This is a genomic window from Pseudomonas sp. P135 (assembly GCF_020312125.1).
GTDB classification, from domain to species: Bacteria; Pseudomonadota; Gammaproteobacteria; order Pseudomonadales; family Pseudomonadaceae; genus Aquipseudomonas; species Aquipseudomonas fragariae.
In genome coordinates this window covers 234,049-256,723 of sequence record NZ_JAGPYR010000001.1, presented here as the reverse complement: position 1 = coordinate 256,723, position 22,675 = coordinate 234,049, and the positions used below count along the sequence as shown (strand labels likewise).

Annotated in this window: 18 protein-coding genes; 14 read left to right on the top strand and 4 right to left on the bottom strand. The window is 60.6% G+C overall.

What is annotated here, in order from left to right; translation table 11 throughout:
* Positions 1–187 precede the first annotated feature (187 nt).
* A complete protein-coding gene (gene ilvA, locus KBY08_RS01010) occupies positions 188–1,723 on the bottom strand; it encodes a threonine ammonia-lyase, biosynthetic (protein WP_080432858.1) in 1,536 nt (511 codons plus the stop codon).
* A gap of 315 nt (positions 1,724–2,038) precedes the next feature.
* On the opposite strand from ilvA, the gene KBY08_RS01005 reads away from it, so the two are divergent.
* Complete coding sequence (locus KBY08_RS01005) at positions 2,039–2,272, top strand: hypothetical protein (RefSeq protein WP_225650612.1); 234 nt, start codon at positions 2,039–2,041, stop codon at positions 2,270–2,272.
* Positions 2,273–2,278: 6 nt separating this feature from the next.
* Here KBY08_RS01005 and KBY08_RS01000 read toward each other — a convergent pair whose 3' ends face one another.
* Positions 2,279–3,319, bottom strand: coding sequence for an AraC family transcriptional regulator (locus KBY08_RS01000; protein ID WP_024650822.1), 1,041 nt, complete (start codon positions 3,317–3,319; stop codon positions 2,279–2,281).
* Between the two features lie 2 nt (positions 3,320–3,321).
* The gene (locus KBY08_RS00995; protein WP_111522403.1) at positions 3,322–4,455 is read right to left on the bottom strand and encodes a carbon-nitrogen hydrolase family protein; all 1,134 of its coding nucleotides are present in this window, start codon (positions 4,453–4,455) and stop codon (positions 3,322–3,324) included.
* 207 nt (positions 4,456–4,662) lie between these two features.
* Here KBY08_RS00995 and KBY08_RS00990 point away from each other — a divergent pair, with 207 nt between their 5' ends.
* The 5 genes from KBY08_RS00990 to KBY08_RS00970 all read left to right on the top strand — a co-directional run bounded on the left by KBY08_RS00990 (position 4,663) and on the right by KBY08_RS00970 (position 12,393).
* A complete protein-coding gene (locus KBY08_RS00990) occupies positions 4,663–6,702 on the top strand; it encodes an NADPH-dependent 2,4-dienoyl-CoA reductase (RefSeq protein ID WP_024650821.1) in 2,040 nt (679 codons plus the stop codon).
* An 84-nt stretch (positions 6,703–6,786) separates the two neighbouring features.
* The gene (locus KBY08_RS00985) at positions 6,787–7,731 is read left to right on the top strand and encodes a 1-aminocyclopropane-1-carboxylate deaminase/D-cysteine desulfhydrase (RefSeq protein ID WP_111522404.1); all 945 of its coding nucleotides are present in this window, start codon (positions 6,787–6,789) and stop codon (positions 7,729–7,731) included.
* Positions 7,732–7,878: 147 nt separating this feature from the next.
* On the top strand, positions 7,879–9,216 hold the full coding sequence (locus tag KBY08_RS00980; protein WP_111522405.1) for an MFS transporter: 1,338 nt from the start codon (positions 7,879–7,881) through the stop codon (positions 9,214–9,216).
* 688 nt (positions 9,217–9,904) lie between these two features.
* Entirely contained in the window at positions 9,905–11,113 is a 1,209-nt protein-coding gene (locus tag KBY08_RS00975; protein ID WP_003406479.1) for an MFS transporter, read from the top strand.
* Positions 11,113–12,393 (top strand): arsenic transporter, encoded by a 1,281-nt coding sequence (locus KBY08_RS00970; protein ID WP_111522406.1) that lies wholly within the window; start codon positions 11,113–11,115, stop codon positions 12,391–12,393. Before KBY08_RS00975 ends, KBY08_RS00970 begins: the two co-directional genes overlap by 1 nt.
* Here the strand turns inward: KBY08_RS00970 and KBY08_RS00965 are convergent.
* The gene (locus KBY08_RS00965; RefSeq protein ID WP_060400683.1) at positions 12,359–13,342 is read right to left on the bottom strand and encodes a DUF1853 family protein; all 984 of its coding nucleotides are present in this window, start codon (positions 13,340–13,342) and stop codon (positions 12,359–12,361) included. The genes KBY08_RS00970 and KBY08_RS00965 overlap by 35 nt on opposite strands.
* 371 nt (positions 13,343–13,713) lie before the next feature.
* On the opposite strand from KBY08_RS00965, the gene KBY08_RS00960 reads away from it, so the two are divergent.
* The 8 genes from KBY08_RS00960 (at position 13,714) to KBY08_RS00925 (ending at position 22,569) form a co-directional block, all read left to right on the top strand.
* Positions 13,714–14,778, top strand: coding sequence for a GGDEF domain-containing protein (locus KBY08_RS00960; RefSeq protein ID WP_024641250.1), 1,065 nt, complete (start codon positions 13,714–13,716; stop codon positions 14,776–14,778).
* A gap of 141 nt (positions 14,779–14,919) precedes the next feature.
* Positions 14,920–15,810, top strand: coding sequence for an NAD(+) kinase (locus tag KBY08_RS00955; protein ID WP_003409651.1), 891 nt, complete (start codon positions 14,920–14,922; stop codon positions 15,808–15,810).
* Complete coding sequence (locus KBY08_RS00950; protein ID WP_024639081.1) at positions 15,810–16,775, top strand: metallophosphoesterase; 966 nt, start codon at positions 15,810–15,812, stop codon at positions 16,773–16,775. Before KBY08_RS00955 ends, KBY08_RS00950 begins: the two co-directional genes overlap by 1 nt.
* Before the next feature lie 2 nt (positions 16,776–16,777).
* On the top strand, positions 16,778–17,650 hold the full coding sequence (locus KBY08_RS00945) for a rhomboid family intramembrane serine protease (protein WP_057457397.1): 873 nt from the start codon (positions 16,778–16,780) through the stop codon (positions 17,648–17,650).
* A gap of 28 nt (positions 17,651–17,678) precedes the next feature.
* Complete coding sequence (locus KBY08_RS00940; protein ID WP_003368468.1) at positions 17,679–17,939, top strand: YeaC family protein; 261 nt, start codon at positions 17,679–17,681, stop codon at positions 17,937–17,939.
* A complete protein-coding gene (locus KBY08_RS00935) occupies positions 17,936–18,769 on the top strand; it encodes a DUF2797 domain-containing protein (RefSeq protein ID WP_004414155.1) in 834 nt (277 codons plus the stop codon). Before KBY08_RS00940 ends, KBY08_RS00935 begins: the two co-directional genes overlap by 4 nt.
* A gap of 12 nt (positions 18,770–18,781) precedes the next feature.
* Positions 18,782–21,448 (top strand): aminopeptidase N, encoded by a 2,667-nt coding sequence (pepN, locus tag KBY08_RS00930; protein WP_111522407.1) that lies wholly within the window; start codon positions 18,782–18,784, stop codon positions 21,446–21,448.
* Between the two features lie 359 nt (positions 21,449–21,807).
* On the top strand, positions 21,808–22,569 hold the full coding sequence (locus KBY08_RS00925) for a hypothetical protein (RefSeq protein WP_225650784.1): 762 nt from the start codon (positions 21,808–21,810) through the stop codon (positions 22,567–22,569).
* Positions 22,570–22,675: the final 106 nt, after the last annotated feature.

Below are 22,675 nucleotides of genomic sequence, written 5' to 3'. Positions count from 1 at the left end.
ACGCAGAGCGTCACGAACTGCATTCCCACGCTGGAGCGTGAGGAACGATAGTCGTCAGGGATAACACCATCGTGCCCATGCTCCGCGTGGGTACGCCGGTCCGGACGCTCTGCGTCCTCTTGCGACGCGGAGCGTCGTGAACTGCATTCCCACGCTGGAGCGTGAGGAACGAGAGATATCCCAGTCCTCAGCCCAGAAACAACCGGTACGCCGGGTTCTCGCTTTCATCCCAGTACCGGTAACCAATCTCGTCCAGCGCAGCGCCGACCAGATGCCGCTCTTCCTCCGGCACTACCAGCCCGGCAACCACTCGGCCATCGGCTGCGCCGTGGTTGCGGTAGTGGAACATCGAGATGGTCCAGCGCCCGCCCAGGCGGTTGAGGAAGTTGAACAGCGCGCCCGGTCGCTCCGGGAACTCGAAGCGCAGCACCACTTCATCGTCGACCCGCTCGGCATGCCCGCCGACCATGTGGCGAATGTGCAGTTTGGCCAGTTCGTTGTCGGTCAGGTCCAGCACCGGGAAGCCTTGCCCGGTCAGGCTGGCGATCAGGGCGCTGCGTGGGTCGTTCTCGGGATGGGTCTGCACGCCGACGAAGATGTGCGCCTCGCGATCGGTGTGGTAGCGGTAGTTGAATTCGGTGATCTGCCGCTTGCCGATGGCCTCGCAGAACGCCTTGAAGCTGCCCGGTTGCTCGGGGATGGTCACGGCAATGATCGCCTCGCGGCCTTCGCCCAGTTCGGCGCGTTCGGCCACGTGCCGCAAGCGGTCGAAGTTGACGTTGGCCCCGGAATCAATCGCCACCAGCGTCTGGCCGCTGACGCCGCGCTGCTCGACATATTTCTTGATCCCGGCCACGCCCAGCGCGCCGGACGGCTCGGTGATCGAGCGAGTATCGTCGTAAATATCCTTGATCGCCGCGCAGATCTCGTCGGTGCTGACGGTGATCACTTCATCGACATAATGGCGGCACACTTCAAAGGTGTGATGGCCGATCTGCGCGACCGCCACGCCATCGGCAAACAGCCCGACCTGGCTCAACACCACGCGCTCCCCGGCGGCCATCGCCGCCTGCAGGCAGTTGGAATCGTCCGGCTCGACGCCGATCACCTTGATCTCCGGGCGCAGGTATTTCACGTAAGCCGCGATACCGGCAATCAGACCGCCACCCCCGACCGGAACAAAGATCGCATCCAGCTGACCCGGTTGCTGACGAAGGATCTCCATCGCCACAGTGCCTTGCCCGGCGATGGTGTCAGGGTCGTCATACGGATGGATGTAGACGAAACCTTGTTCGTCGACCAGCTTCAGCGAGTAGGCCAGCGCTTCCGGGAACGAATCGCCGTGCAGCACCACGGTGGCCCCCCGCGAGCGCACGCCCTCGACCTTGATCTCCGGCGTGGTGCGCGGCATGACGATGGTCGCCTTGATCCCCAGCTCACGCGCCGCCAGCGCCAGGCCCTGGGCATGATTGCCTGCCGAGGCCGTCACCACGCCCCGTGCGGTCTGCTCTGCGGGCAATTGTGCGAGCTTGTTGTACGCACCGCGAATTTTGAACGAGAACACCGGCTGCAGGTCTTCGCGCTTGAGCAGCACCTGATTGCCCAGCCGTTCGGACAGCTGGCGAGCGCCTTGCAGCGGCGTTTCGATGGCAACGTCGTAGACGCGCGAGGTGAGGATTTTGCGCGCGTAATAGTTGAGCAGAGCGTGCGGGGCCTGGCTCATCGCATCGCCTCTTCATACGTCGTGCCTGGATACCCGGCGAACGCGCGCGGCAGACCGATAATCAGGTCCAGAGAAGCGAGAAGGGCGATAGAGCGAGGGATGGCGATCATGTCTGACTCCTGATTCGGCAATTGTTGCCCGGGAGACAGAAGAAACCCGCCTCCAGGGCGGGTTTTTGGCAAACGTCGGCTAACCCGCCATGACTGGAATGACGGTAATAATCTGGCCGAGGTTGTGCTTGATGAGGTTCATGAGCAGGAGGTTAGGTCGACACTGGCATGCAAGTCAATAGCGCCCGTCAGCTACGGGGGTGACGTGAATACTGAATCGACCACGGTCTTTTTCGTCTGTTTGACAGGAATCAACATTTTTATTTCACATTGGCACTTTAATGTTGATCTTGCGGTCAGTTATTTCAGCTTTGATTATCACCCCCACTCACTCAGCCAAGAGGACGAAGAAATGGACGAATACCAGGAAGAACTACTCGAATACCGTGCATCGGAACTGGACCCGGTAGAGCCTGCCGACGACGCTACCGAACTGTGAACGGCTTCATGCGCTTTGACGCTGGCTGCGGCGGAACTCTCCCGGAGTCTGCCCGTTCCAGCGTTTGAAGGCGCGTTGAAAGGCTTCGGCAGAAGCGAATCCCAGCAGGTAGGCGATCTCCCCGAACGCCAGTTCAGTGTCGCGAATGTACGTCATTGCCAGGTCGCGCCGCGTGCCATTGAGCACTGCGCGAAAGCAGGTACCTTCCTCGGCCAGCTTGCGACGCAGCGTCCAGGTCGGCAGTTTGAGCCTTGCTGCCACTTCCTCCAGATCCGGTTCACTTCCGCCGTTCAATAACGGCCCCAGCAATTGAATGATGCGTTCACGCAGGCTGCGGGTGCGGGTCTGTTGTTCCAGTTCGCTTTCGCACAACTGCAACAGGTGCCGCCAGGTGCTTGGGCAATGGTCGGGGTTGCGCAATGCCAGGCTGGTCTGGTCCAGACGCAGTTGGTTGGTCGCCGCGCCAAACACCACCGGGTTATCACTCAGTACGGCGTATTGCGCGGCATAGTCAGGCGCTTCGAATTCGATCTCGACGCGTTGTGCGCGCAGTTCGGTGCCTGCCAGCGTGGAAAGCTGAGCCAGCCAGCCAGCTAAAATCGAGTCCACCACAAACCTGTTGTAAGCGTTATAGGGGCTGATTGAATAGAAGCGCATCCAGGCGCCGCCCGCGTCCTCATGGAAGCTCGACTGACCGCGATAATTGGAGCCATACAAGGGTTCAAAGCGGATCAGGGTGCGTGCCGCCTCGCGCACGTTGGGTGCCTGGGCCGCGGTGATACCGGCCAGACCTGCCTGCGCGAAACGACTCAGCTGGCCCATGCGCAAGCCCAGCCCGGGCTGGCCGGTCAGCTGGATGGCAGCGTGTCCCAGGCGCATGTAGCGCGGGATCGACAGCCGCGCCCGCGCCTGGCTCAGGCGAATCGGGTCAAGACCGTACTGCTCCAGCAGCGCGTCAGGGTTCCTGTCGAAACTGTTGACCGCATCGCTCAGGCTCTGGATGAAACCCACTGACAGATCACCCAGGCGCAGGGTCAGGGTCGGCATCGTCAAAGCCAGAGGTTGATCAGGCGCGCACCGCCAGCGGCAGCATTTTCCTGCTGCGGCTCGGCGATCGTCTGCCCAGCGTGGCTGGCAAAACTTTGCCCGGCCACGCCCTGATTCCAGAACTGCCCGCGCATGAACACGCTGATCCCGGCTTGCGCAGTGCTTTGCGGAACACGCCCGGTCAACGTCAGGTGATGCCAGGCTTCGCCCTCGCTGGGCGTGTCGGTCGGCACGTCGATGTCTGTATGCCTTGGCTTGCGCCACGGTTCGGACCAGGCGGCCTTGCCGATGACGAGGGCCGGCACTGCAATCAGTTGCGCACCGTTCTGGTTCAGGCGCGCGTAATTATCCGGGTACCAGCTGTCGCTGCCGATCAGCACACCCAAGCGCCCGGCCGGGGTGTCGATCACATTCAACGGTGCGTCGCTTGCCGTGCGCACATAACGCTTCTGATAGCGCTCGGGGTACAACTGACGCTGCGGCTGACCGAGCGGCAGCCCATCGCTGCCAAACGTCAGGCTGCTGTTATACAGCGCGCCACTGCCGACCTTCAGCTGGCCATCTTCAACGCTGGGATCGGGCAGCACAATCGAGCCTGCCACCAGTGTGACGCCGAACTCTCTGGCCAGGCCGCCAAACAGTGTCTGATAGTCCCGCGCCATCGATCGGGCCTTGATCCGCAGGTGGGCGTCATCCAGACGGTCCCTGCCTTCGGCCCCCAGGATCGCCGTGATAAATTGCAACGGATTGCTCCACGACAGCCATTCCATGGCGTCATCCAGCGTGGCGGCTTGATAGAGCTGATCCTTCTCGCCACTGGCGAACAGCCAGGTGCCGATATGTTCCGGCAGTACCACCACCGTGCGTGAGTTGATCAGCCCCTTGTCACGGGCCTGTTGCAAATAAGCGGCGAGCTTGCGGTGCAGTCGCTCGGTGTTCTGGTAATCAGTCGGAAACAGCTCGGGCTCGATCCCCAGCAGGTTGCCGCGCTCACCGGGCTGGCCTTCATTGATGGCCAGACGAATGCGCAGATCGGACAGGTAGTGACCCGCCGGACGTTGATCGGTCCAGATCGCGTAGCTGACGAGGCTGGCAACGCTCAGCAGAACCAGGCAGATGGCGAAGAGTTTGCGCATAAAAAGATCGAATGACGGCCATCGGGAAATTGTCGACTAGGGTAGGGCGGCGTCAGGCGCTTGCCAAGTGCCACTGCGCGTTTGGATCAATAACTTGTCACTTTCGGTCATTGAGTGTGTGGCGGGATGCGTCTTTACTGGTGCCCATGAACCAGAGGACCCGCAGAGGTCCTTGCTATTCCGTGATTGACTCGATGGAGCTTCGCCATGACTGCTGCTCATTATCCGCACCTGCTGGCCCCGCTGGACCTGGGCTTCACGACCTTGCGCAACCGCACCCTGATGGGCTCGATGCACACCGGTCTCGAAGAGCGGCCGGGCGGCTTCGAGCGCATGGCGACCTATTTTGCCGAACGCGCCCGTGGCGGGGTCGGGCTGATGGTCACTGGCGGCATCGCGCCCAACGAAGAGGGCGGGGTGTATGACGGCGCGGCAAAACTCACCAACGCCGAAGAAGCGGAGCGCCATCGTATCGTGACCCAGGCGGTCCACGACGCTGGCGGCAAGATCTGCCTGCAGATCCTCCATGCCGGTCGCTACGCCTACAGCCGCAAGCAGGTCGCGCCCAGCGCCATTCAGGCGCCGATCAACCCGTTTACGCCGCGAGAGCTGGATGAAGAGGGCATCGAAAAGCAGATCGCTGATTTCGTGACCTGCTCGACACTGGCCCGCAGTGCCGGTTATGACGGTGTCGAAATCATGGGCTCGGAAGGCTACTTCATCAATCAGTTCCTGGCCGCGCATACCAACCACCGGACCGACCGCTGGGGCGGCAGCTATGAAAACCGCATGCGGCTGGCGGTCGAGATCGTCAGGCGCGTGCGTGAGGCGGTCGGGGCGCAGTTCATCATCATCTTTCGCCTGTCGATGCTCGATCTTGTGGAAGGCGGCAGCAGTTGGGAAGAAATCGTCGAGCTGGCCAAGGCGGTCGAGCAGGCCGGTGCAACCCTGATCAACACCGGCATCGGCTGGCATGAGGCGCGCATTCCGACCATCGCCACCAAGGTGCCGCGCGCCGCGTTCAGCAAGGTCACTGCCAAACTGCGCGGCTCGGTGAGCATCCCGCTGATTACCACCAACCGGATCAATACCCCGGAAGTTGCCGAGCGCATTCTCAGCGAAGGTGATGCGGACATGGTCTCGATGGCTCGTCCGTTTCTGGCCGATCCCGAGTTCGTCAACAAGGCCGCTGCGGGCCATGCCGAACGCATCAACACCTGCATCGGCTGCAACCAGGCCTGCCTCGACCACACCTTCGGCGGCAAGCTGACCAGCTGTCTGGTCAATCCGCGTGCCTGCCACGAGACCGAGCTCAATTACCTGCCCACCCTGCAGATCAGGAAAATTGCCGTAGTGGGTGCCGGGCCTGCCGGTCTGGCCGCGGCGACCGTCGCCGCACAGCGCGGGCATGAGGTGACGCTGTTCGATTCGGCCAGCGAAATCGGCGGCCAGTTCAATATCGCCAAGCGCGTGCCGGGCAAGGAGGAGTTCGCCGAAACGCTGCGTTACTTCCGCAACAAAGTGCAGGAGACGGGTGTTCAGTTACGTCTTGGCAATCGGGTAAAGGCTGCAGACCTGCTGGACGCAGGCTTTGACGAGGTGATTCTGGCGACCGGCATCGCGCCGCGCACACCGGCCATCCCCGGCATCGATAACCCCATGGTGTTGAGCTATCTGGACGTCATATTGCAGCGCAAGCCGGTCGGACGCCGCGTGGCGGTGATAGGCGCGGGTGGTATCGGTTTCGATGTGTCGGAATTTCTCGTGCATCAGGGTGTGGCCACCAGTCTGGATCGCGAGGCTTTCTGGAAAGAGTGGGGCATCGATACGACGTTGCAGGCTCGCGGCGGTGTCGCCGGGGTCAAACCCGAAGTCCACGCGCCGGCACGCCAGGTGTTTCTGTTGCAGCGCAAGAGCTCCAAGGTGGGCGACGGCCTGGGCAAAACCACCGGCTGGATTCACCGCACGGGGCTCAAGAACAAACAGGTGCAGATGCTCAATGCCGTTCAGTACCTGAAAATCGACGATGCAGGGCTGCATATTCGCATCGGCGAAGACGGCGAGGAAAAGCTGCTGGCGGTGGATAACGTGGTGATCTGTGCCGGGCAGGACCCGTTGCGTGAGCTGTATGACGATCTGCTCAATGCCGGGCAAAGCGTGCACCTGATCGGCGGCGCGGATGTTGCCGCAGAGCTGGACGCCAAGCGGGCCATCGACCAGGGCTCACGGCTGGCCGCCACTCTGTGACAGACAATGCCTGATCAAGGGTTTTGCAACGCCGCCTGCTGACCGGCGAAGACCCTGAAACGGCTTGTCTGTAAACTGCGGCGCATGATGCTCGACGCCCTCGGCTGGCAACCCACTGCTCCCCTGGAACGCTTGAACCTGCCCTGGCTGCAAGACGCCGGGGTCGAGGTTGCGATCCTGCGCCTGGACCTTATCGACGCGCTGATCAGCGGTAACAAATGGTTCAAGCTCAGCGAGCACCTCAGTCTGGCTGTTGATTCGGGTGCCGAGGGGTTGATCAGCCTCGGCGGCGCACATTCCAATCATCTGCATGCCCTGGCCGCTGCAGGCAAACGCTTCGGTTTCCCGACGGTCGGCCTGTTGCGCGGTCATACCCAGCAGACGCCAACGGTGCTCGATCTGCAGGCTTTCGGCATGCAACTGCACTGGCTGGGTTATGCCGGCTATCGTGAGCGGCATGCTGCGGGCTTCTGGTCGCCGTGGCAGGCCCGCTATCCCGGTCTTTATCCGATTGCCGAAGGCGGTGGCGGGCTTGCCGGTGCATTGGGTTGCGGTCGGTTGCGGGCAATGCTCGACGCGCAGCTCGGGCATCTGGGCTGGGACGATTACCACGGATGGTGGTTGGCGGCAGGCACCGGCACCACGCTGGCCGGCTTGCTATTGGCAGAGGCGGGCGCTCGTCCGGTGTATGGGGCGATGGCTGTGCCCGAGGATCACGGGGTCGCACAAAACATCATCGCGGTGCTGAATAAGGCGGCCGGTGCGCAAACCGATGTCGCGCCGCGCCTGCCACCCACTTGTGTTCTGCTCGATGCCAGCCGCGGCGGTTTCGCCAGAACCGACGCGGCGCTGCTCGGTTTCATTGCCGACAGCGAGGCACAGAGCGGTGTACCTCTGGAGCCGCTGTACACCGGCAAGGCGTTGCTGGCCCTGCATGATGAAGTGCTGGCCGGTCGTTTCGCGCCCGGCACCCGGCTGGTCTTCGTCCACACCGGCGGCCTTCAGGGGCGGCGTGCGATGGGCCTGTAAGCCACGTGGCAGAGCCTTTGGCATGAATTCTGCGCAGAACGATGCGAGACGTCGGCCCTGACTACGTGGATGACACTTCTGGAGAGGGGCATCCGGGTCGCTGTCTCGATAATCGATCCATTCCAGATCAACACGCCGAGGCCCGCCATGACCACTACTACCGTAGAGCAAGTCGACCCTGCCACGCTGAAAAAAGTCATCGTCGCTGCGGCCATCGGCAACTTCGTCGAGTGGTTCGATTTTGCCGTCTATGGATTTCTGGCGACGACGATCGCGCTGCAGTTTTTCCCCAGCGGCGACAGCAGTGCAGCGTTGTTGAAAACCTTTGCCGTGTTCGCCGTGGCCTTTGCATTCAGACCGCTGGGCGGGATTTTCTTCGGCATGCTGGGTGACCGGATCGGGCGCAAGAAAACCCTGGCCATGACCATCCTGCTGATGGCCGGCGCCACCACACTGATCGGCCTGTTGCCGACCTATGCCGCGATCGGTGTGATGGCACCGGTGCTGCTGACCATCATTCGCTGTGGGCAGGGTTTCTCGGCCGGCGGCGAGTATGCCGGTGCCTGCGCGTACCTCATGGAGCACGCGCCGCGCACGCAACGTGCCTGGTACGGCAGCTTCGTTCCGGTCTCGACGTTCTCCGCATTCGCTGCCGCAGCAGTAGTGGCCTACGCGCTTGAGTCGTTGCTGTCGACCGAGGCCATGGGCAACTGGGGCTGGCGTCTGCCGTTTCTGATTGCTGCGCCGCTGGGGCTGGTCGGGCTGTACCTGCGCTGGAAGCTCGATGAAACCCCGGCGTTTCAGGCGGTTGCTCAAGAACACGCCGTGGCTCACTCGCCGCTCAAGGATACCTTGCGCCATCACGCCGCGGCGATGTGCTGTCTGGGCGCATTCGTGTCACTGACGGCGTTGTCGTTCTACATGTTCACCACCTACTTCGCGACCTACCTGCAAGTGGCCGGTGGACTGAGCAGGGCAACGGCGCTGCTGGTCTCGTTGATCGCGCTGGCCTTCGCCGCCGCCCTCTGCCCACTGGCCGGTGCCTATTCGGATCGGGTAGGGCGCCGGGTCACCATGGCAACGGCCTGCATTCTGTTGATGGTCGTGGTGGTTCCATCATTCCTGATGGCCAGCTCCGGCTCGTTCATCGCCTCGATCATCGGCGTCATGCTGCTCGCCGTGGGCGCAGTGCTGTGCGGCGTGGTAACAGCCGCACTGCTGTCGGAAACCTTTCCCACCCGTACCCGCTACACCGCCTCGGCGATCACCTACAACATGGCCTACACCCTGTTCGGCGGCACCGCGCCGCTGATGGCAACCTGGCTGATCAGCATGACCGGCAGCAACCTGTCGCCCGCGTTCTACCTCATCGCCGTGGCAGCACTGGCAATGGCCGGCGGCATGGCCCTGCCGGAAACCTCGAAAATATCGTTGCATGATGTACCTGTTACAGGCGAGGAACCGGTGGTGGGGTCAATTGCCTGAGGGCAAAGGCCGGAAACGAACATGGCTCGCATCGCAGAGCGCTGTGTGACGCAGAGCGTCACGAACTGCATTCCAACGCGGAGCGTTGGAACGATAGTCAACAGAATCCCATGTCTTACCCGCAGCCACTGGCGCAAAAGCGCTTTTCAACCGCGATGTCACTGACGACGCAGAGTGCGACGTTAGTGACGGCTGAGTCCTGGCGCTGATCCGGGGGTAGCCTGGCAGGACGCCAGGCTAGCCGCACCGGACCATGGATGGTCCGTTGCGGCGACCCCCGGATCAGTGACAGGGCGAAGGAACCCGACGAAGTCGGGCCGGAAACCGGAGCGAGGGGGTTTGCCTACTTTGGCCCCATCAAAGTAGGTCGCCGAGGGGCGAAAAGGTGACCTGAGCCGAACGTCAATCCAGCTGATGTCGCAGAACTGCTGTGTGACGCAGAGCGTCACGAAAGGCATTACCACGCGGAGCGTGGGAACGAGAATCTGAGTCGAACCTCAATCCAGCTGATGTCGCAGAACCGCCGTGTGACGCAGAGCGTCACGAAAGGCATTTCCGTCAGCAAAAATGCAACAAAACGTGGCACAGTCGCCCCGAAAAATGGCACATTGGCGCGCCCCGGTACGCGTGACACATCTTGTAATCATTCGTACCGGGCGGCCCGCGAACCCTTTTACGGATAAATACCATGGCGACCAGTGCTCCGCCCGCGACGGCGAAGGCCTCGACCACCCCTCAAGCCAGCCCGCTGGTGATGCGCATCATCGGTGCTGTTGCCCTCGCGCACCTGGTCAACGACCTGATTCAAGCCATCCTCCCGTCGATCTACCCGATGCTCAAGGCCAGCTACGACCTGAGCTTCACCCAGATCGGCCTGATTACCCTGACATTTCAGATCACAGCCTCGCTGCTGCAGCCCTGGGTCGGTTATTACACTGACCGCCATCCCAACCCGCTGGTACTGCCCGTCGGATCGATCTGCACGCTGATCGGCATCGTCATGATGTCGATGGTCGGCAGCTTCCCCTTGATCCTGCTGGCCGCCGCGCTGATCGGCATCGGCTCGTCAACGTTCCACCCGGAAGCCTCGCGTATCGCGCGGCTGGCCTCCGGTGGTCGTTACGGGCTCGCGCAATCGACCTTTCAGGTCGGTGGCAACACAGGCACGGCATTCGGACCGTTGCTGGCGGCGGCGATCATCATCCCGTTCGGCCAGGGCAATGTCGCCTGGATCGGGCTATTTGCGTTGTTCTCGCTGGGGCTGCTGTATGCGATCAGCCGCTGGTATCGCGCGCACCTCAACCTGTTCAAGCTCAAGGCCGGTCAGGCAGCCACTCATGGCCTGTCCAGAAAACGCGTGATCGCCTCGTTGGCAGTGCTGGCGTTCCTGGTGTTTTCCAAGTTCTTCTACATGACCAGCCTGACCAGCTATTTCACCTTCTACCTGATCGAGAAATTTGGCCTGTCGGTCGCCAGCTCGCAGTTGCACCTGTTCCTGTTTCTGGGCGCCGTGGCGGCGGGGACCTTTTTCGGCGGGCCGATCGGTGACCGCATTGGCCGCAAGGCGGTGATCTGGTTCTCGATTCTTGGTGCCGCGCCGTTCACCCTGGCGCTGCCCTATGCCGATCTGTTCTGGACCAGCGTACTCAGTGTGATCATTGGCTTCGTCCTGGCCTCGGCGTTTTCCGCCATCGTGGTCTACGCCCAGGAGCTGGTGCCTGGCAACGTGGGCATGATCGCCGGGCTGTTCTTCGGCCTGATGTTCGGCTTCGGCGGCATCGGCGCTGCCTTGCTCGGCTATCTGGCTGACAGCCACGGCATCCTGTTCGTCTACACGCTGTGCTCGTACCTGCCGCTGCTCGGCATCCTCGCGATTCTTCTGCCTCGGACCAAATAATGCTGATAGCAACGCTGATTTTCCTGTTCACCATCACGCTGGTCATCTGGCAACCCAAGGGCCTTGGCGTAGGCTGGAGTGCCGTATTGGGGGCAATTCTGGCGTTGCTGACAGGCGTCGTGCACATCAGTGACATCGCTGTGGTGTGGGGCATCATCTGGAATGCCACGGCGACGTTCATTTCGCTGATCATCATCACGCTGCTGCTCGATGAGGCCGGTTTCTTCGCCTGGGCAGCGCTGCATGTGGCGCGCTGGGGCAAGGGCAACGGGCGCCGTTTGTTTGCCCTGTTCGTGCTATTCGGTGCGCTGGTGTCCGCCTTGTTCGCCAACGATGGCGCGGTGCTGATCCTCACCCCGATCGTCATTGCCATGATGCTGGCGTTGCGTTTCTCGCCTGCGTCGACGCTGGCGTTCGTCATGGCGGCCGGTTTCATCGCCGATACGGCCAGCCTGCCGCTGGTGGTCTCGAACCTGGTGAACATCGTGTCGGCGGATTACTTCAAGATCGGTTTCAACCGTTACGCAGCCGTCATGGTGCCGGTGAATCTGGCCAGTGTCGCCGCCACCCTGGCCGTGCTGATGTGGTATTTCCGTCGGGATATTCCCGCCGAGTTCGAGCCCGAACAGCTGGACAAGCCGGAAACGGTCATCCATGACCGCGCCACGTTTCTGGCCGGTTGGGCGGTGCTGGTGATTCTGCTGGTGGGCTGTTTCGCCCTTGAACCGCTGGGCATCCCGATCAGCGCGATCTCGTCGGTGTGTGCAGTGTTGCTGCTGGGCATCGCCGCCAAAGGGCATACGATCAAGACCCGCAAGGTGATGAAAGAAGCACCGTGGCACATCGTGGTCTTTTCGCTGGGCATGTACCTGGTGGTCTATGGCCTGCGTAACGCCGGGCTGACCGATTACCTGGCCAATCTGCTGGACTGGTTCGCGGGCTATGGCATCTGGGGCGCGGCGATGGGCACCGGCGTGATGACTGCGTTCCTGTCTTCGATCATGAACAACATGCCCACGGTACTCATCGGGCTGCTGTCCATCGACGCAAGTCATGCCAGCGGTGCGATCCAGGAAGCCATGATCTACGCCAACGTGATCGGTAGCGACCTCGGCCCGAAAATCACCCCCATCGGCAGCCTGGCCACGCTGCTCTGGCTGCATGTGCTGCAGCGCAAGGGCATCACTATCAGCTGGGGCTACTACTTCAAGGTCGGTATCGTGCTGACCGTGCCTGTGCTGCTGGTCACACTGGCTGCGCTGGCATTGCGGTTGAGTTGAGCGGATGACTGGTATCGGCGAGGTTCGGCCACATGTCCGACACCAGAAACAGCCGTTCGGCTTCTCCCCAGTGGCCCTCGGCATTCTCCCTGAGGCGCACCAATAGCTGCGCCGGGGCCAGCGGGTCGAGTTCACTCAGCCATTCGTGCAATTGTTGATCGCTCCATGCCTCGTTATAGAGTGCCGGCGCCAGCCAGGCATGGCGCGGCAGGGGCTGCCAGCGTCCCGGTTGGCTTTGCGCCAGGAACGACTTCCAGTCACGTTGATGTAGCCAGCGACCCTTGAGGTGCTGCGGATGAACGCCGGCAGGGGACTGGCATGAGCCTGGCCACGGATACAACAGGTAGCCGCCCAGCCACAACCGCGCAGTGAACGCTTCGACCCCCAGCGCTGCCAGCGTCGCCCGGCTTTCCGGGCGTGCCGACATCGGCAACTGATGCTGGCTCAGATGCGTCAGTTTGCGGTCCAGCCGGTCCTGACAGCCAGGCCCCAGCCAGTGCGCCGGGTCGCTGCCATCGCCGTCCTGTGGCCCCAGGTAGAGCTTGATCGCCAGTTCGACGTGGTGCACGCCTTCGCGATCACGCAGCAGCATGTCCAGCTCGCCCAGGGTCTGGCTGCCAAGCCTGATCGGCAGGTTGGCGGCGATTATTTCCACCCCCGGCGCATGCTGCAGGGCGAATTGCCAGAGCCGTTCGTAATAGCGGCCCAGTCTTCGTGTGGTGGCCTGCGCCAGCCAGTCTTCGAGCGGGCGGCTGTCGCGGTCCAGTTGCCAGAGAAAGTCCGCCAGTTGCTGTGGCGCTTTTACCCAGTCGCTGCCCGCCAGTGGATGGCGCTGCGGCCAGGGCGCGGTTTCAAGCATGGGCGGCGCGAGGATCACCCAGGCAAGGTCGCGCACTTCGGAATGCCGCAATTGGCGGGGGAGATCGATCAGGTCGGGGAATAGAGTCATGTGTCGAGGATAGCGTGAGTCGCCGCCGACAAACAGCGTGTTGCGCAAACAGCATATGCACGCCGGTGTTTTTGCTTTCGACGACAACGTATGACGTACGATGTGCGACAGGATGATCATCGAATATAAAAAGGTTATTGATAATTATCAGGCGCCTTCTCTTTGTGCACACTGTCATTCATATCCAGTATATTGTTGGCGTCAAACAGTTCAGGCGCCAGTCAAGGATGTTCATTGGCCGGTGTTTCTCAATGGTGGTCACCGTGTGGTGAACGTCATTCAATCAGTCGGTCGACTCGTGGGCTGCTTTATATAGGTGGTCTTCATGCGGCGGATATTCGACTCGGCAAATCGGATGCCTGGAGTTTTCTATGAACGGTGACATGCAGACCCGGATAAAACAACTGCTCTCACCCGCCATTGCACGTGTGCAATGTATTGCCATCGTTTGTTGGCTGGTTGTTCTGTCGGTCACGCCGTATCTGCAATTCGGTCTGCTGGAAGTACTGCTGACCCTTGGCCTGCTGGGCGCGTGCGCCTGGCAATATCGCGCAGTCGACTTCCGGGTCTGGCGATGTATGGGCATGGCCTTCGTGATCATTGTGGCACTGTGCTTTTCAAGGGCGGGCCATTTACGCACCGGAACGGACATCAACTGGTCACTCTCGGTCGCCGTAATGATTATTCTGTGTTCGACATTGTTAGTGGTGTATACCCGGGATTATCTGCTGGTGGCGGTACTCGCCTGGTGTATTCTTTCTCCCGCTCAGGGGATCGATACCGACAGTGTCGCGACGCTGTTCATGACACTGTTCTTTATCACGTCGGTCAGTCTGGGCAGTGTGCTGAATCATACTTACACGCGCACACTTCGTACGGTATTGAGTCTGGAGCATCAGTTTCGCGAATTGTCGATGACCGATGACCTGACCGCTATATTGAATCGCCGTGCACTGATGCAGGCACTGGATAATCATGTGCTGAATAATTCCGCGGGTTATTTTCTGATGCTCGACATTGATGACTTCAAAACCATCAATGATCAATTCGGCCACGACGCCGGTGATCAGGCGCTTCGGGTGATGGCTGGCTGCCTGCAAAAGACCGTGGGCAGTCTCGCCTTCGGACGCATGGGCGGAGAGGAGTTCGGCGTGATCCTGCCAATGTGCAGTGAAGACGACGCTCGTGATTATGTGCTGGACCTGTTGGAGTGCATCAGAAAATCCCTCGCTGTCAGCCCGCTGACCTGCAGTGCCGGGCTGGCCGACATCCCTGCGGCAGCGGACAGCTCGGCAGTGCTCAAGACCGCCGACATCAATTTGTATCAGGCCAAGCGGGGCGGCAAGGACCGGGCATTCTGGCGAGGTGCGCAGATAGGCGGCCAGCAGGCGCACGGGAGTGTGGAATGCGACAAAACCCGCGCCCTGACACGATAGGCGGCCATCGGACTTCATCGCGCCGCCCGTACCCTGTTGCAAGGTCCGCGAAACCCTTTTTTAACCCCGGTTTGCTGCTGTCAGGCCCTTTCGCCCATAATCACGTTTTTAAAGTCGTATCGAACCCGCAGCAGGAGCCTCATGGAGCAATTTCGCAATATCGGCATCATCGGTCGCCTGGGCAGTGTTCAGGTGCTCGAGACCGTTCGCCGACTCAAGAGATTCCTGCTGGACCGCCACCTGCACGTCATTCTCGAAGAAACGATCGCCGAGGTCCTGCCCGGTCATGGCCTGCAGACCTCATCGCGCAAGATGCTCGGCGAGGTCTGCGACATGGTCATTGTGGTCGGCGGCGACGGCAGCCTGCTGGGCGCGGCGCGGGCACTGGCCCGGCATAACGTTCCGGTGCTGGGCATCAACCGTGGCAGCCTGGGCTTTCTGACCGACATCCGCCCCGACGAGCTGGAGGTCAAATGCGCCGAAGTGCTCGACGGGCATTACCTGGTGGAAAACCGCTTTCTGCTCCAGGCCGAAGTGCGTCGCCACGGCGAGGCCATCGGTCAGGGCGATGCGCTCAACGACGTGGTGCTGCACCCCGGCAAGTCCACGCGCATGATCGAGTTCGAGATCTACATCGACGGTCAGTTCGTGTGCAGTCAGAAGGCCGACGGCCTGATCGTCGCCACACCGACCGGTTCGACCGCCTACGCGCTGTCGGCAGGCGGGCCGATCATGCACCCCAAGCTCGATGCCATCGTCATTGTGCCGATGTACCCGCATACCTTGTCCGGGCGGCCCATCGTGGTCGACGGCAACAGCGAGCTGAAAATCGTGGTGTCCAAGGACATGACCATTTACCCGCAAGTGTCGTGCGACGGCCAGAATCACTTCACCTGCGCGCCGGGTGACACCATTACGGTCAGCAAGAAACCGCAGAAACTGCGTCTGATCCATCCGCTGGATCACAACTATTACGAGGTCTGCCGCACCAAGCTCGGCTGGGGCAGCAAGCTCGGCGGCGGGGGCGATTAATGCTCGATCCGGCGCGTGGCTATGATCTGATCGGTGACGTGCACGGGTGCGCCCATACCCTCGAGCACTTGCTGGAGCTTCTCGGTTACCGTCTGCAGGCTGGCGTGTGGCGCCATCCTGAGCGCATCGTCATCTTCCTCGGCGACATCATCGACCGCGGCCCGCGTATTCGTGAAGCGCTGCACATCGTCCGCGACATGGTCCAGGCCGGTCAGGCGTTGTGCATCATGGGCAACCATGAGTTCAACGCGCTGGGCTGGGTGACCCCGGCCCTTTCCGAAAGCGGTCATCAGTTCGTGCGCGAGCACACCCCGCGTCATGCGCGGCTGATCGGCGAGACCCTGGCGCAGTTCGAGCAATATCCGGATGAGTGGAGCGAGTTCGTCAACTGGTTCTACGAGTTACCGCTGTACCTTGATGCCGGTCGCTTCAGGGTGGTGCACGCCTGCTGGGATGCGACCCTGATCGATCCGCTGCGTGGCCTGCATGGTACGGGGTGTATCGACAAGCATTTCGTCCAGGCATCGGCAGTGCCCGGCAGCTTCGCCAGTAATGTCTTCAATCGTCTGCTGCGTGGCACCGACATGCGCCTGCCGCACGGCCTGACCCTGACTGGCGGTGATGGCCTGACCCGCGAATTCTTCCGCACCAAGTTCTGGGAGGATGATCCGCAGACTTACGGCGACGTGGTCTTTCAGCCGGACGCCTTGCCCGAAGGGGTTGCCAAGACGCCATTGACCACGTCGGAAAAGAACGCCTTGCTGCGGTATGGCATCAATGAGCCGCTGCTGTTTGTCGGTCATTACTGGCGCAGCGGCATCCCTGCGCCTATCCGGCCGAACCTGGCCTGTCTGGATTACAGCGCCGTGCTCTACGGCAAACTGGTCGCCTATCGGCTGGACCAGGAAACACAGATCGATCCGGACAAATTCGTCTGGGTCGACGTGCAGCGTCCCGAGGTTTGAGAATGAGTCCTGTAGCTGTCCTGCGTTTGCCGCTGACCACCGACCTGAGCGGTTTTGTCAGGCTGTTGCTGCGCTTGCAGATTCCTCACCGGGTCAGTGAAGAGGCTGGCGAGCAAGTCCTGTGGGTGCCGGACGCGCCGCGACTGGTCGAAGAAGTGCGCGAGTTGTACACGCGCTTTCCCGAAGGCGACGAGCACGTTCAACTGGCGCAGGACAGCGCGAGCTCCACTTACAAGCCGCCCGGCCTGATCGAGCAGTTACGCAACAGCCCCGTGACGGCTTTGGTATTGCTGGTCACCTTGCTGGTGGCCGGCCTGACGCTGCTGGGCGATAACCTCGAAGCCGTCCGCTGGCTGACCTTTCAGGATTTCCGCATCAATGGCGAGTACGCAACGTTTCTGCCGTTGTCCGAAAACCTGGCGTCCGGGCAGTGGTGGCGGATCATCTCGCCCATGCTGATCCACTTCGGCATCCTGCACCTGGCCATGAACGGCATGTGGTTCTGGGAGCTGGGGCGGCGGATTGAAATTCGTCAGGGCAGCCTGTCGCTGCTGTTGCTGACCTTGCTGTTCTCGTCGGTTTCAAATTACGTGCAATACCTGTTCAGCGGCCCAAGCCTGTTTGGCGGACTGTCCGGAGTGCTGTATGGCCTGCTCGGGCATTGCTGGATTTTCCAGATGCTGGCACCCAACCCGGTCTACCGCCTGCCGCGCGGCGTGTTGATCATGATGCTGGTCTGGCTGGCACTGTGCCTGTCCGGGCTGGTGAGCATGCTCGGCTTCGGCGAAATCGCCAACGGTGCGCATGTCGGCGGGCTGATCATCGGTTGTGTCACCGGGCTGCTGGGTGGTGCGATTGCGCGCCGCAAGGCCTAGAATTACCCGCTATTTTCTGGAGTGCGCCATGTCGTCTTTTATAGAAATGATCGAAAACATCACCCCGGATATCTACGAGAGCCTGAAACTGGCTGTGGAAATCGGCAAATGGTCCGACGGTCGCAAGCTCACTCAGGAACAACGCGAGCTGTCCCTGCAGGCGCTGATTGCCTGGGAAGCGCAGAACCTGCCGGAAGACCAGCGCACCGGCTACATGGGGCCGCAGGAATGCGCCTCCAAATCGGCCCCGGTGCCCAATATCCTGTTCAAATCGGATGCAATTCATTGATCGAAATTGGTCGCGGAGCAGTCAACAAAATGTCGGCGCGTCAGGATGACACGTCGTGTGTGCAATACGCTTTTCGCCTGGGCGACACCGAGATCGCGGTCAACCCGCTGATCGGCAAGACGCTGCGTCTGGAGTTTCTCGGCGCCATTCATTGCAGTCATTGCGGGCGCAAGACCAAGTCCAGCTACAGCCAGGGTTACTGCTACCCGTGCATGCTCAAGCTGGCGCAGTGCGACCTGTGCATCATGAGCCCGGAGAAATGCCATCACGATCAGGGTACCTGCCGTGATCCGGCGTGGGGCGAGCAGTTCTGCATGACCGATCACATCGTTTACCTGGCCAATTCGTCAGGCGTGAAAGTCGGTATTACCCGCTCAACGCAGTTGCCGACCCGCTGGCTGGATCAGGGCGCAAGCCAGGCACTGCCGATCCTGCGTGTGGCAACCCGTCAACAGTCCGGCTTCGTCGAAGACCTGCTGCGCAGCCAGGTGGCCGATCGCACCAACTGGCGTGCCTTGCTCAAGGGCGACGCTCAACCCGTCGACCTCAAGGCCATTCGCCAGGAGCTGTTCGACAGTTGCGGCGCAGGGCTGCTGGGATTGCAAGAACGATTCGGGCTGCAGGCCATCCAATTGCTACATGACGCCGAGCCTGTCGAGTTTCGTTACCCGGTCGAGGCGTATCCGACCAAGATTGTCAGCTTCAATCTGGACAAGAACCCGATTGCCGAAGGCACGCTGCTGGGGATCAAGGGCCAATACCTGATTTTCGACACGGGCGTGATCAATATTCGCAAATACACGGCCTATCAGTTGGCCGTGCATCAGTAGAAGGATTCCAGCATGCGCACCGAACAACCGAAAATGATTTACCTGAAGGATTACCAGGCTCCCGAGTACCTCATCGATGAGACGAACCTGACCTTCGAACTGTTCGACGACCACTCGCTGGTCCACGCGCAGCTGGTCATGCGCCGCAACCCGGAGCGCGGTGCAGGCCTGCCAGCGCTGGTGCTGGATGGGCAGCATCTGGAACTGCTTTCGGTCAAGCTGGGCGATGTGGAGCTTGGCGCTGCCGATTATCAGCTGACCGACGACCACCTGACCCTGCACCCGCAGGCTGACAGCTTTACGGTCGACAGCACCGTGCGCATCCATCCGGAATCCAACACCGCACTGGAAGGGCTGTACAAGTCCAGCGGCATGTTCTGCACCCAGTGCGAGGCCGAAGGCTTCCGCAAGATCACCTATTACCTCGACCGTCCTGACGTGATGAGCAAGTTCACCACCACCGTCAGCGCCGACAAGCAGGGCTTCCCGATCCTGCTGTCCAACGGTAACCCGGTGGCCAGCGGCGAAGAAGAGGATGGCCGGCACTGGGCGACGTGGGAAGATCCGTTCATGAAACCGGCCTACCTGTTTGCGCTGGTGGCCGGCGATCTGTGGTGTATCGAAGACACGTTCACCACCATGAATGAGCGGAACGTGACCCTGCGTATCTACGTCGAGCCGGAAAACATCGACAAGTGCCAGCACGCCATGACCAGCCTGAAGAAGTCCATGCGCTGGGACGAAGAGACCTACGGTCGCGAGTACGACCTGGACATCTTCATGATTGTCGCGGTCAACGATTTCAACATGGGCGCGATGGAGAACAAGGGCCTCAATATCTTCAACTCCAGCGCCGTGCTGGCGCGTGCCGAGACGGCGACCGATGCCGCACACCAGCGTGTCGAAGCGATCGTCGCCCACGAATACTTCCACAACTGGTCGGGCAACCGCGTGACCTGCCGTGACTGGTTCCAGCTGTCGCTCAAGGAAGGCTTCACGGTGTACCGCGACGCCGGTTTCTCGGCCGACATGAACTCGGCCACGGTCAAGCGTATCCAGGACGTTGCCTATCTGCGTACTCACCAGTTCGCCGAAGATGCGGGGCCGATGGCTCACGCTGTGCGCCCGGACAGCTTTATCGAAATCTCCAACTTCTACACCCTGACCGTGTACGAAAAGGGCTCGGAAGTGGTCGGCATGCTTCACACCCTGCTGGGGGCCGAAGGCTTCCGCAAGGGCAGCGATCTGTATTTCGAGCGCCACGACGGCCAGGCCGTGACCTGCGATGACTTCATCAAGGCCATGGAAGACGCCAATGGCGTCGATCTGACTCAGTTCAAGCGCTGGTACAGTCAGGCGGGCACGCCGCGTCTGGCGGTCAGCGAGTCTTACGACGCTGCGGCCAAGACCTACAGCCTGACCTTCCGCCAGAGCTGCCCGACCACACCGGGCCAGCCTGGTGATCAGAAACAGCCTTTCGTGATTCCGGTCGAGCTGGGCTTGCTAGACAGCAAAGGTGGCGAGATCGCCCTGCGTCTGGCCAACGAAACCGCCGCAACCGGCAGCACGCGGGTGCTTTCGGTGACTGAGGCCGAGCAGACGTTCACCTTTGTCGATGTCGCTGAAAAGCCACTGCCGTCCTTGCTGCGTGGCTTCTCGGCACCGGTCAAGCTGAGCTTCCCGTACGACCGCGATCAGTTGATGTTCCTGATGCAGCACGACAGCGACGGCTTCAACCGTTGGGATGCGGGCCAGCAACTGTCGGTTCAGGTGTTACAGGAACTGATCGGCCAGCATCAGCAAGGCCAGGCGCTGCTCATGGATCAGCGCCTGATCACTGCGCTGGGCACCGTGCTGGCGGATGATGGCCTGGATCAGGCGATGGTCGCAGAAATGCTGTCGTTGCCGGGCGAGGCTTATCTGACCGAAATCAGCGAAGTGGCCGATGTCGATGCGATTCACGCCGCTCGCGAATTTGCCCGTCAGCAGCTCGCAGAGGGGCTGTTCGATGGGCTGCTGGCGCGCTATCAGGCCAACCGCGAAGTGTCGAAGGTCACGCCTTATGTGGCCGAAGCCGCGCACTTCGCCCGTCGTGCCCTGCAGAACATCGCGCTGTCGTACCTGATGCTCAGCGGCAAGCCGGAGGTACTGGCAGCCACTATCGACCAGTTCGACACCAGCGACAACATGACCGAGCGCCTCACCGCGCTGGCCGTGCTGGTCAATTCGCCGTTCACTGCCGAGCGCGACAAGGCGCTTGACGTGTTTGCCGAGAACTTCAAGAGCAATGCGCTGGTCATGGATCAGTGGTTCAGCGTTCAGGCGGCGAGCACGTTGCCGGGCGGCCTGCAGCGTGTTCAGGAACTCATGAAGCACCCAGCCTTCAGCATCAAGAATCCGAACAAGGTGCGTGCCTTGATCGGTGCCTTTGCCGGGCAGAACCTGGTCAACTTCCATGCGGCAGATGGCTCCGGCTATCGCTTCCTGGCAGACCTGGTGATCGAGCTGAACGCGCTGAACCCGCAGATCGCTTCTCGTCAATTGGCACCACTGACCCGCTGGCGCAAATACGACAGCGCCCGTCAGGCGCGGATGAAAGCCGAGCTGGAACGCATCCTCGCCTCCGGAAAACTGTCGGCGGACGTGTATGAAGTGGTGAGCAAAAGCCTGGCTGAATGAGGGTTTGTGCTGTGCCTATTGCCTGAACTGCATGGGTGATAAAGGCGCTGTCTGCTGATGCGGACAGCGCCTTTTTTGCGTCCCGTTGATGGGGGGGCGATTGTCTGCTATCCGCGCATCACGCCTTATTCAGCACTCGCTAAAGTTCTTATGGCTCATGGACAAAAAATAAGTCTTTTTAGATGAAATTTAGGTAATGGAACCGTCTTCGGGACAAGGCCACACAGTGTTGGCAGCGCTGTAGAGGCCGTCCTGTCTTGAAAGTAATCAAGATCACGGAGGTCTGTTTTCAGCGGTGCCTGGTGCGGAAAAAGTACTTTCGCTCACTCCCGTTAAACTGACTTTAAATAAGGTGAAAAGTGTTCAGGATCAATACCGGATCGTCGTCATATAATGTTCAAAGTTCCGCATCCTATGAAGGTTCTGAGGGCGTAAAATCGTATGGTTTGCATGATAATTTAAATGTAAGGGCCAACACCACAAAGGTCACTGATTATGTGGGTACCAAGGCCGCCAATCAGATTCCTTGCCTTCTAAGCAACGCGACGTTCCAGGGCGACGTTATATCCGTAGCAAACTCAATGGCAGTCCTTGCTGCAATGGGGCAAGGGCACGGTAATGTTATTGTCGCCGACCTGGATAAGGCACACCTTGCCGGCGTGCAATCAGTCCTCGCAATTGCTCAATCATCTGGCAGTCAAGAGGCATGGTTGAGAGAGGTGAAACGCCAGCATAAGTCCGGCTATGCAGATCATCTTGAACTATTGATACAACGCAATCAGGAGCATCTGTCATTCGACTCGTTAAAGCAGCGCCTGCATCGCGGAGGCGTCAGCATCGTCCAGGCAGATATGGCCAGTGACAGCGCAACAGAGTTGGCCGGGCTGGCCCCGCATGGCGTATCCGGAATGTACGTGAGTAATATTGAAATGTACCTCGGCGGTTTTCTTGATAAAGCCAACACTTCCATCAACGAGAGGCAGCAGGCACTGAACACGTTCAAGAATAATATCGTCTCGCTTATGGGGGCCGAGGCATTTCTTATTCGTGGCGAATCGGTAGGTATGCAGGTTCACAATAAGAATGCCGCTATCAACGACTGGATACCCCAAGTCCGTTAACGACCAGGCTGGGTCACACCATCGACAGGAAGGTCTTTTCTTCCCCGCCTTCCTGTCTCTAACCTTGTTCGAACCTTCCGCCCGCTCGGGCGTTTTCAAATGACGT

Bases quoted from the DNA above. Each gene is read 5' to 3' on its own strand.
- KBY08_RS00940 (WP_003368468.1), top strand. From the start codon at position 17,679: ATGTCGTCTTTTATAGAAATGATCGAAAACATCACCCCGGATATCTAC.
- KBY08_RS00970 (WP_111522406.1), top strand. From the start codon at position 11,113: ATGCTGATAGCAACGCTGATTTTCCTGTTCACCATCACGCTGGTCATC.
- KBY08_RS00975 (WP_003406479.1), top strand. From the start codon at position 9,905: ATGGCGACCAGTGCTCCGCCCGCGACGGCGAAGGCCTCGACCACCCCT.
- KBY08_RS00980 (WP_111522405.1), top strand. From the start codon at position 7,879: ATGACCACTACTACCGTAGAGCAAGTCGACCCTGCCACGCTGAAAAAA.
- KBY08_RS00950 (WP_024639081.1), top strand. From the start codon at position 15,810: ATGCTCGATCCGGCGCGTGGCTATGATCTGATCGGTGACGTGCACGGG.
- KBY08_RS01000 (WP_024650822.1), bottom strand. From the start codon at position 3,319: ATGCCGACCCTGACCCTGCGCCTGGGTGATCTGTCAGTGGGTTTCATC.
- KBY08_RS00990 (WP_024650821.1), top strand. From the start codon at position 4,663: ATGACTGCTGCTCATTATCCGCACCTGCTGGCCCCGCTGGACCTGGGC.
- KBY08_RS00960 (WP_024641250.1), top strand. From the start codon at position 13,714: ATGAACGGTGACATGCAGACCCGGATAAAACAACTGCTCTCACCCGCC.
- pepN (WP_111522407.1), top strand. From the start codon at position 18,782: ATGCGCACCGAACAACCGAAAATGATTTACCTGAAGGATTACCAGGCT.
- ilvA (WP_080432858.1), bottom strand. From the start codon at position 1,723: ATGAGCCAGGCCCCGCACGCTCTGCTCAACTATTACGCGCGCAAAATC.
- KBY08_RS00985 (WP_111522404.1), top strand. From the start codon at position 6,787: ATGATGCTCGACGCCCTCGGCTGGCAACCCACTGCTCCCCTGGAACGC.
- KBY08_RS00995 (WP_111522403.1), bottom strand. From the start codon at position 4,455: ATGCGCAAACTCTTCGCCATCTGCCTGGTTCTGCTGAGCGTTGCCAGC.
- KBY08_RS00945 (WP_057457397.1), top strand. From the start codon at position 16,778: ATGAGTCCTGTAGCTGTCCTGCGTTTGCCGCTGACCACCGACCTGAGC.
- KBY08_RS00965 (WP_060400683.1), bottom strand. From the start codon at position 13,342: ATGACTCTATTCCCCGACCTGATCGATCTCCCCCGCCAATTGCGGCAT.
- KBY08_RS00955 (WP_003409651.1), top strand. From the start codon at position 14,920: ATGGAGCAATTTCGCAATATCGGCATCATCGGTCGCCTGGGCAGTGTT.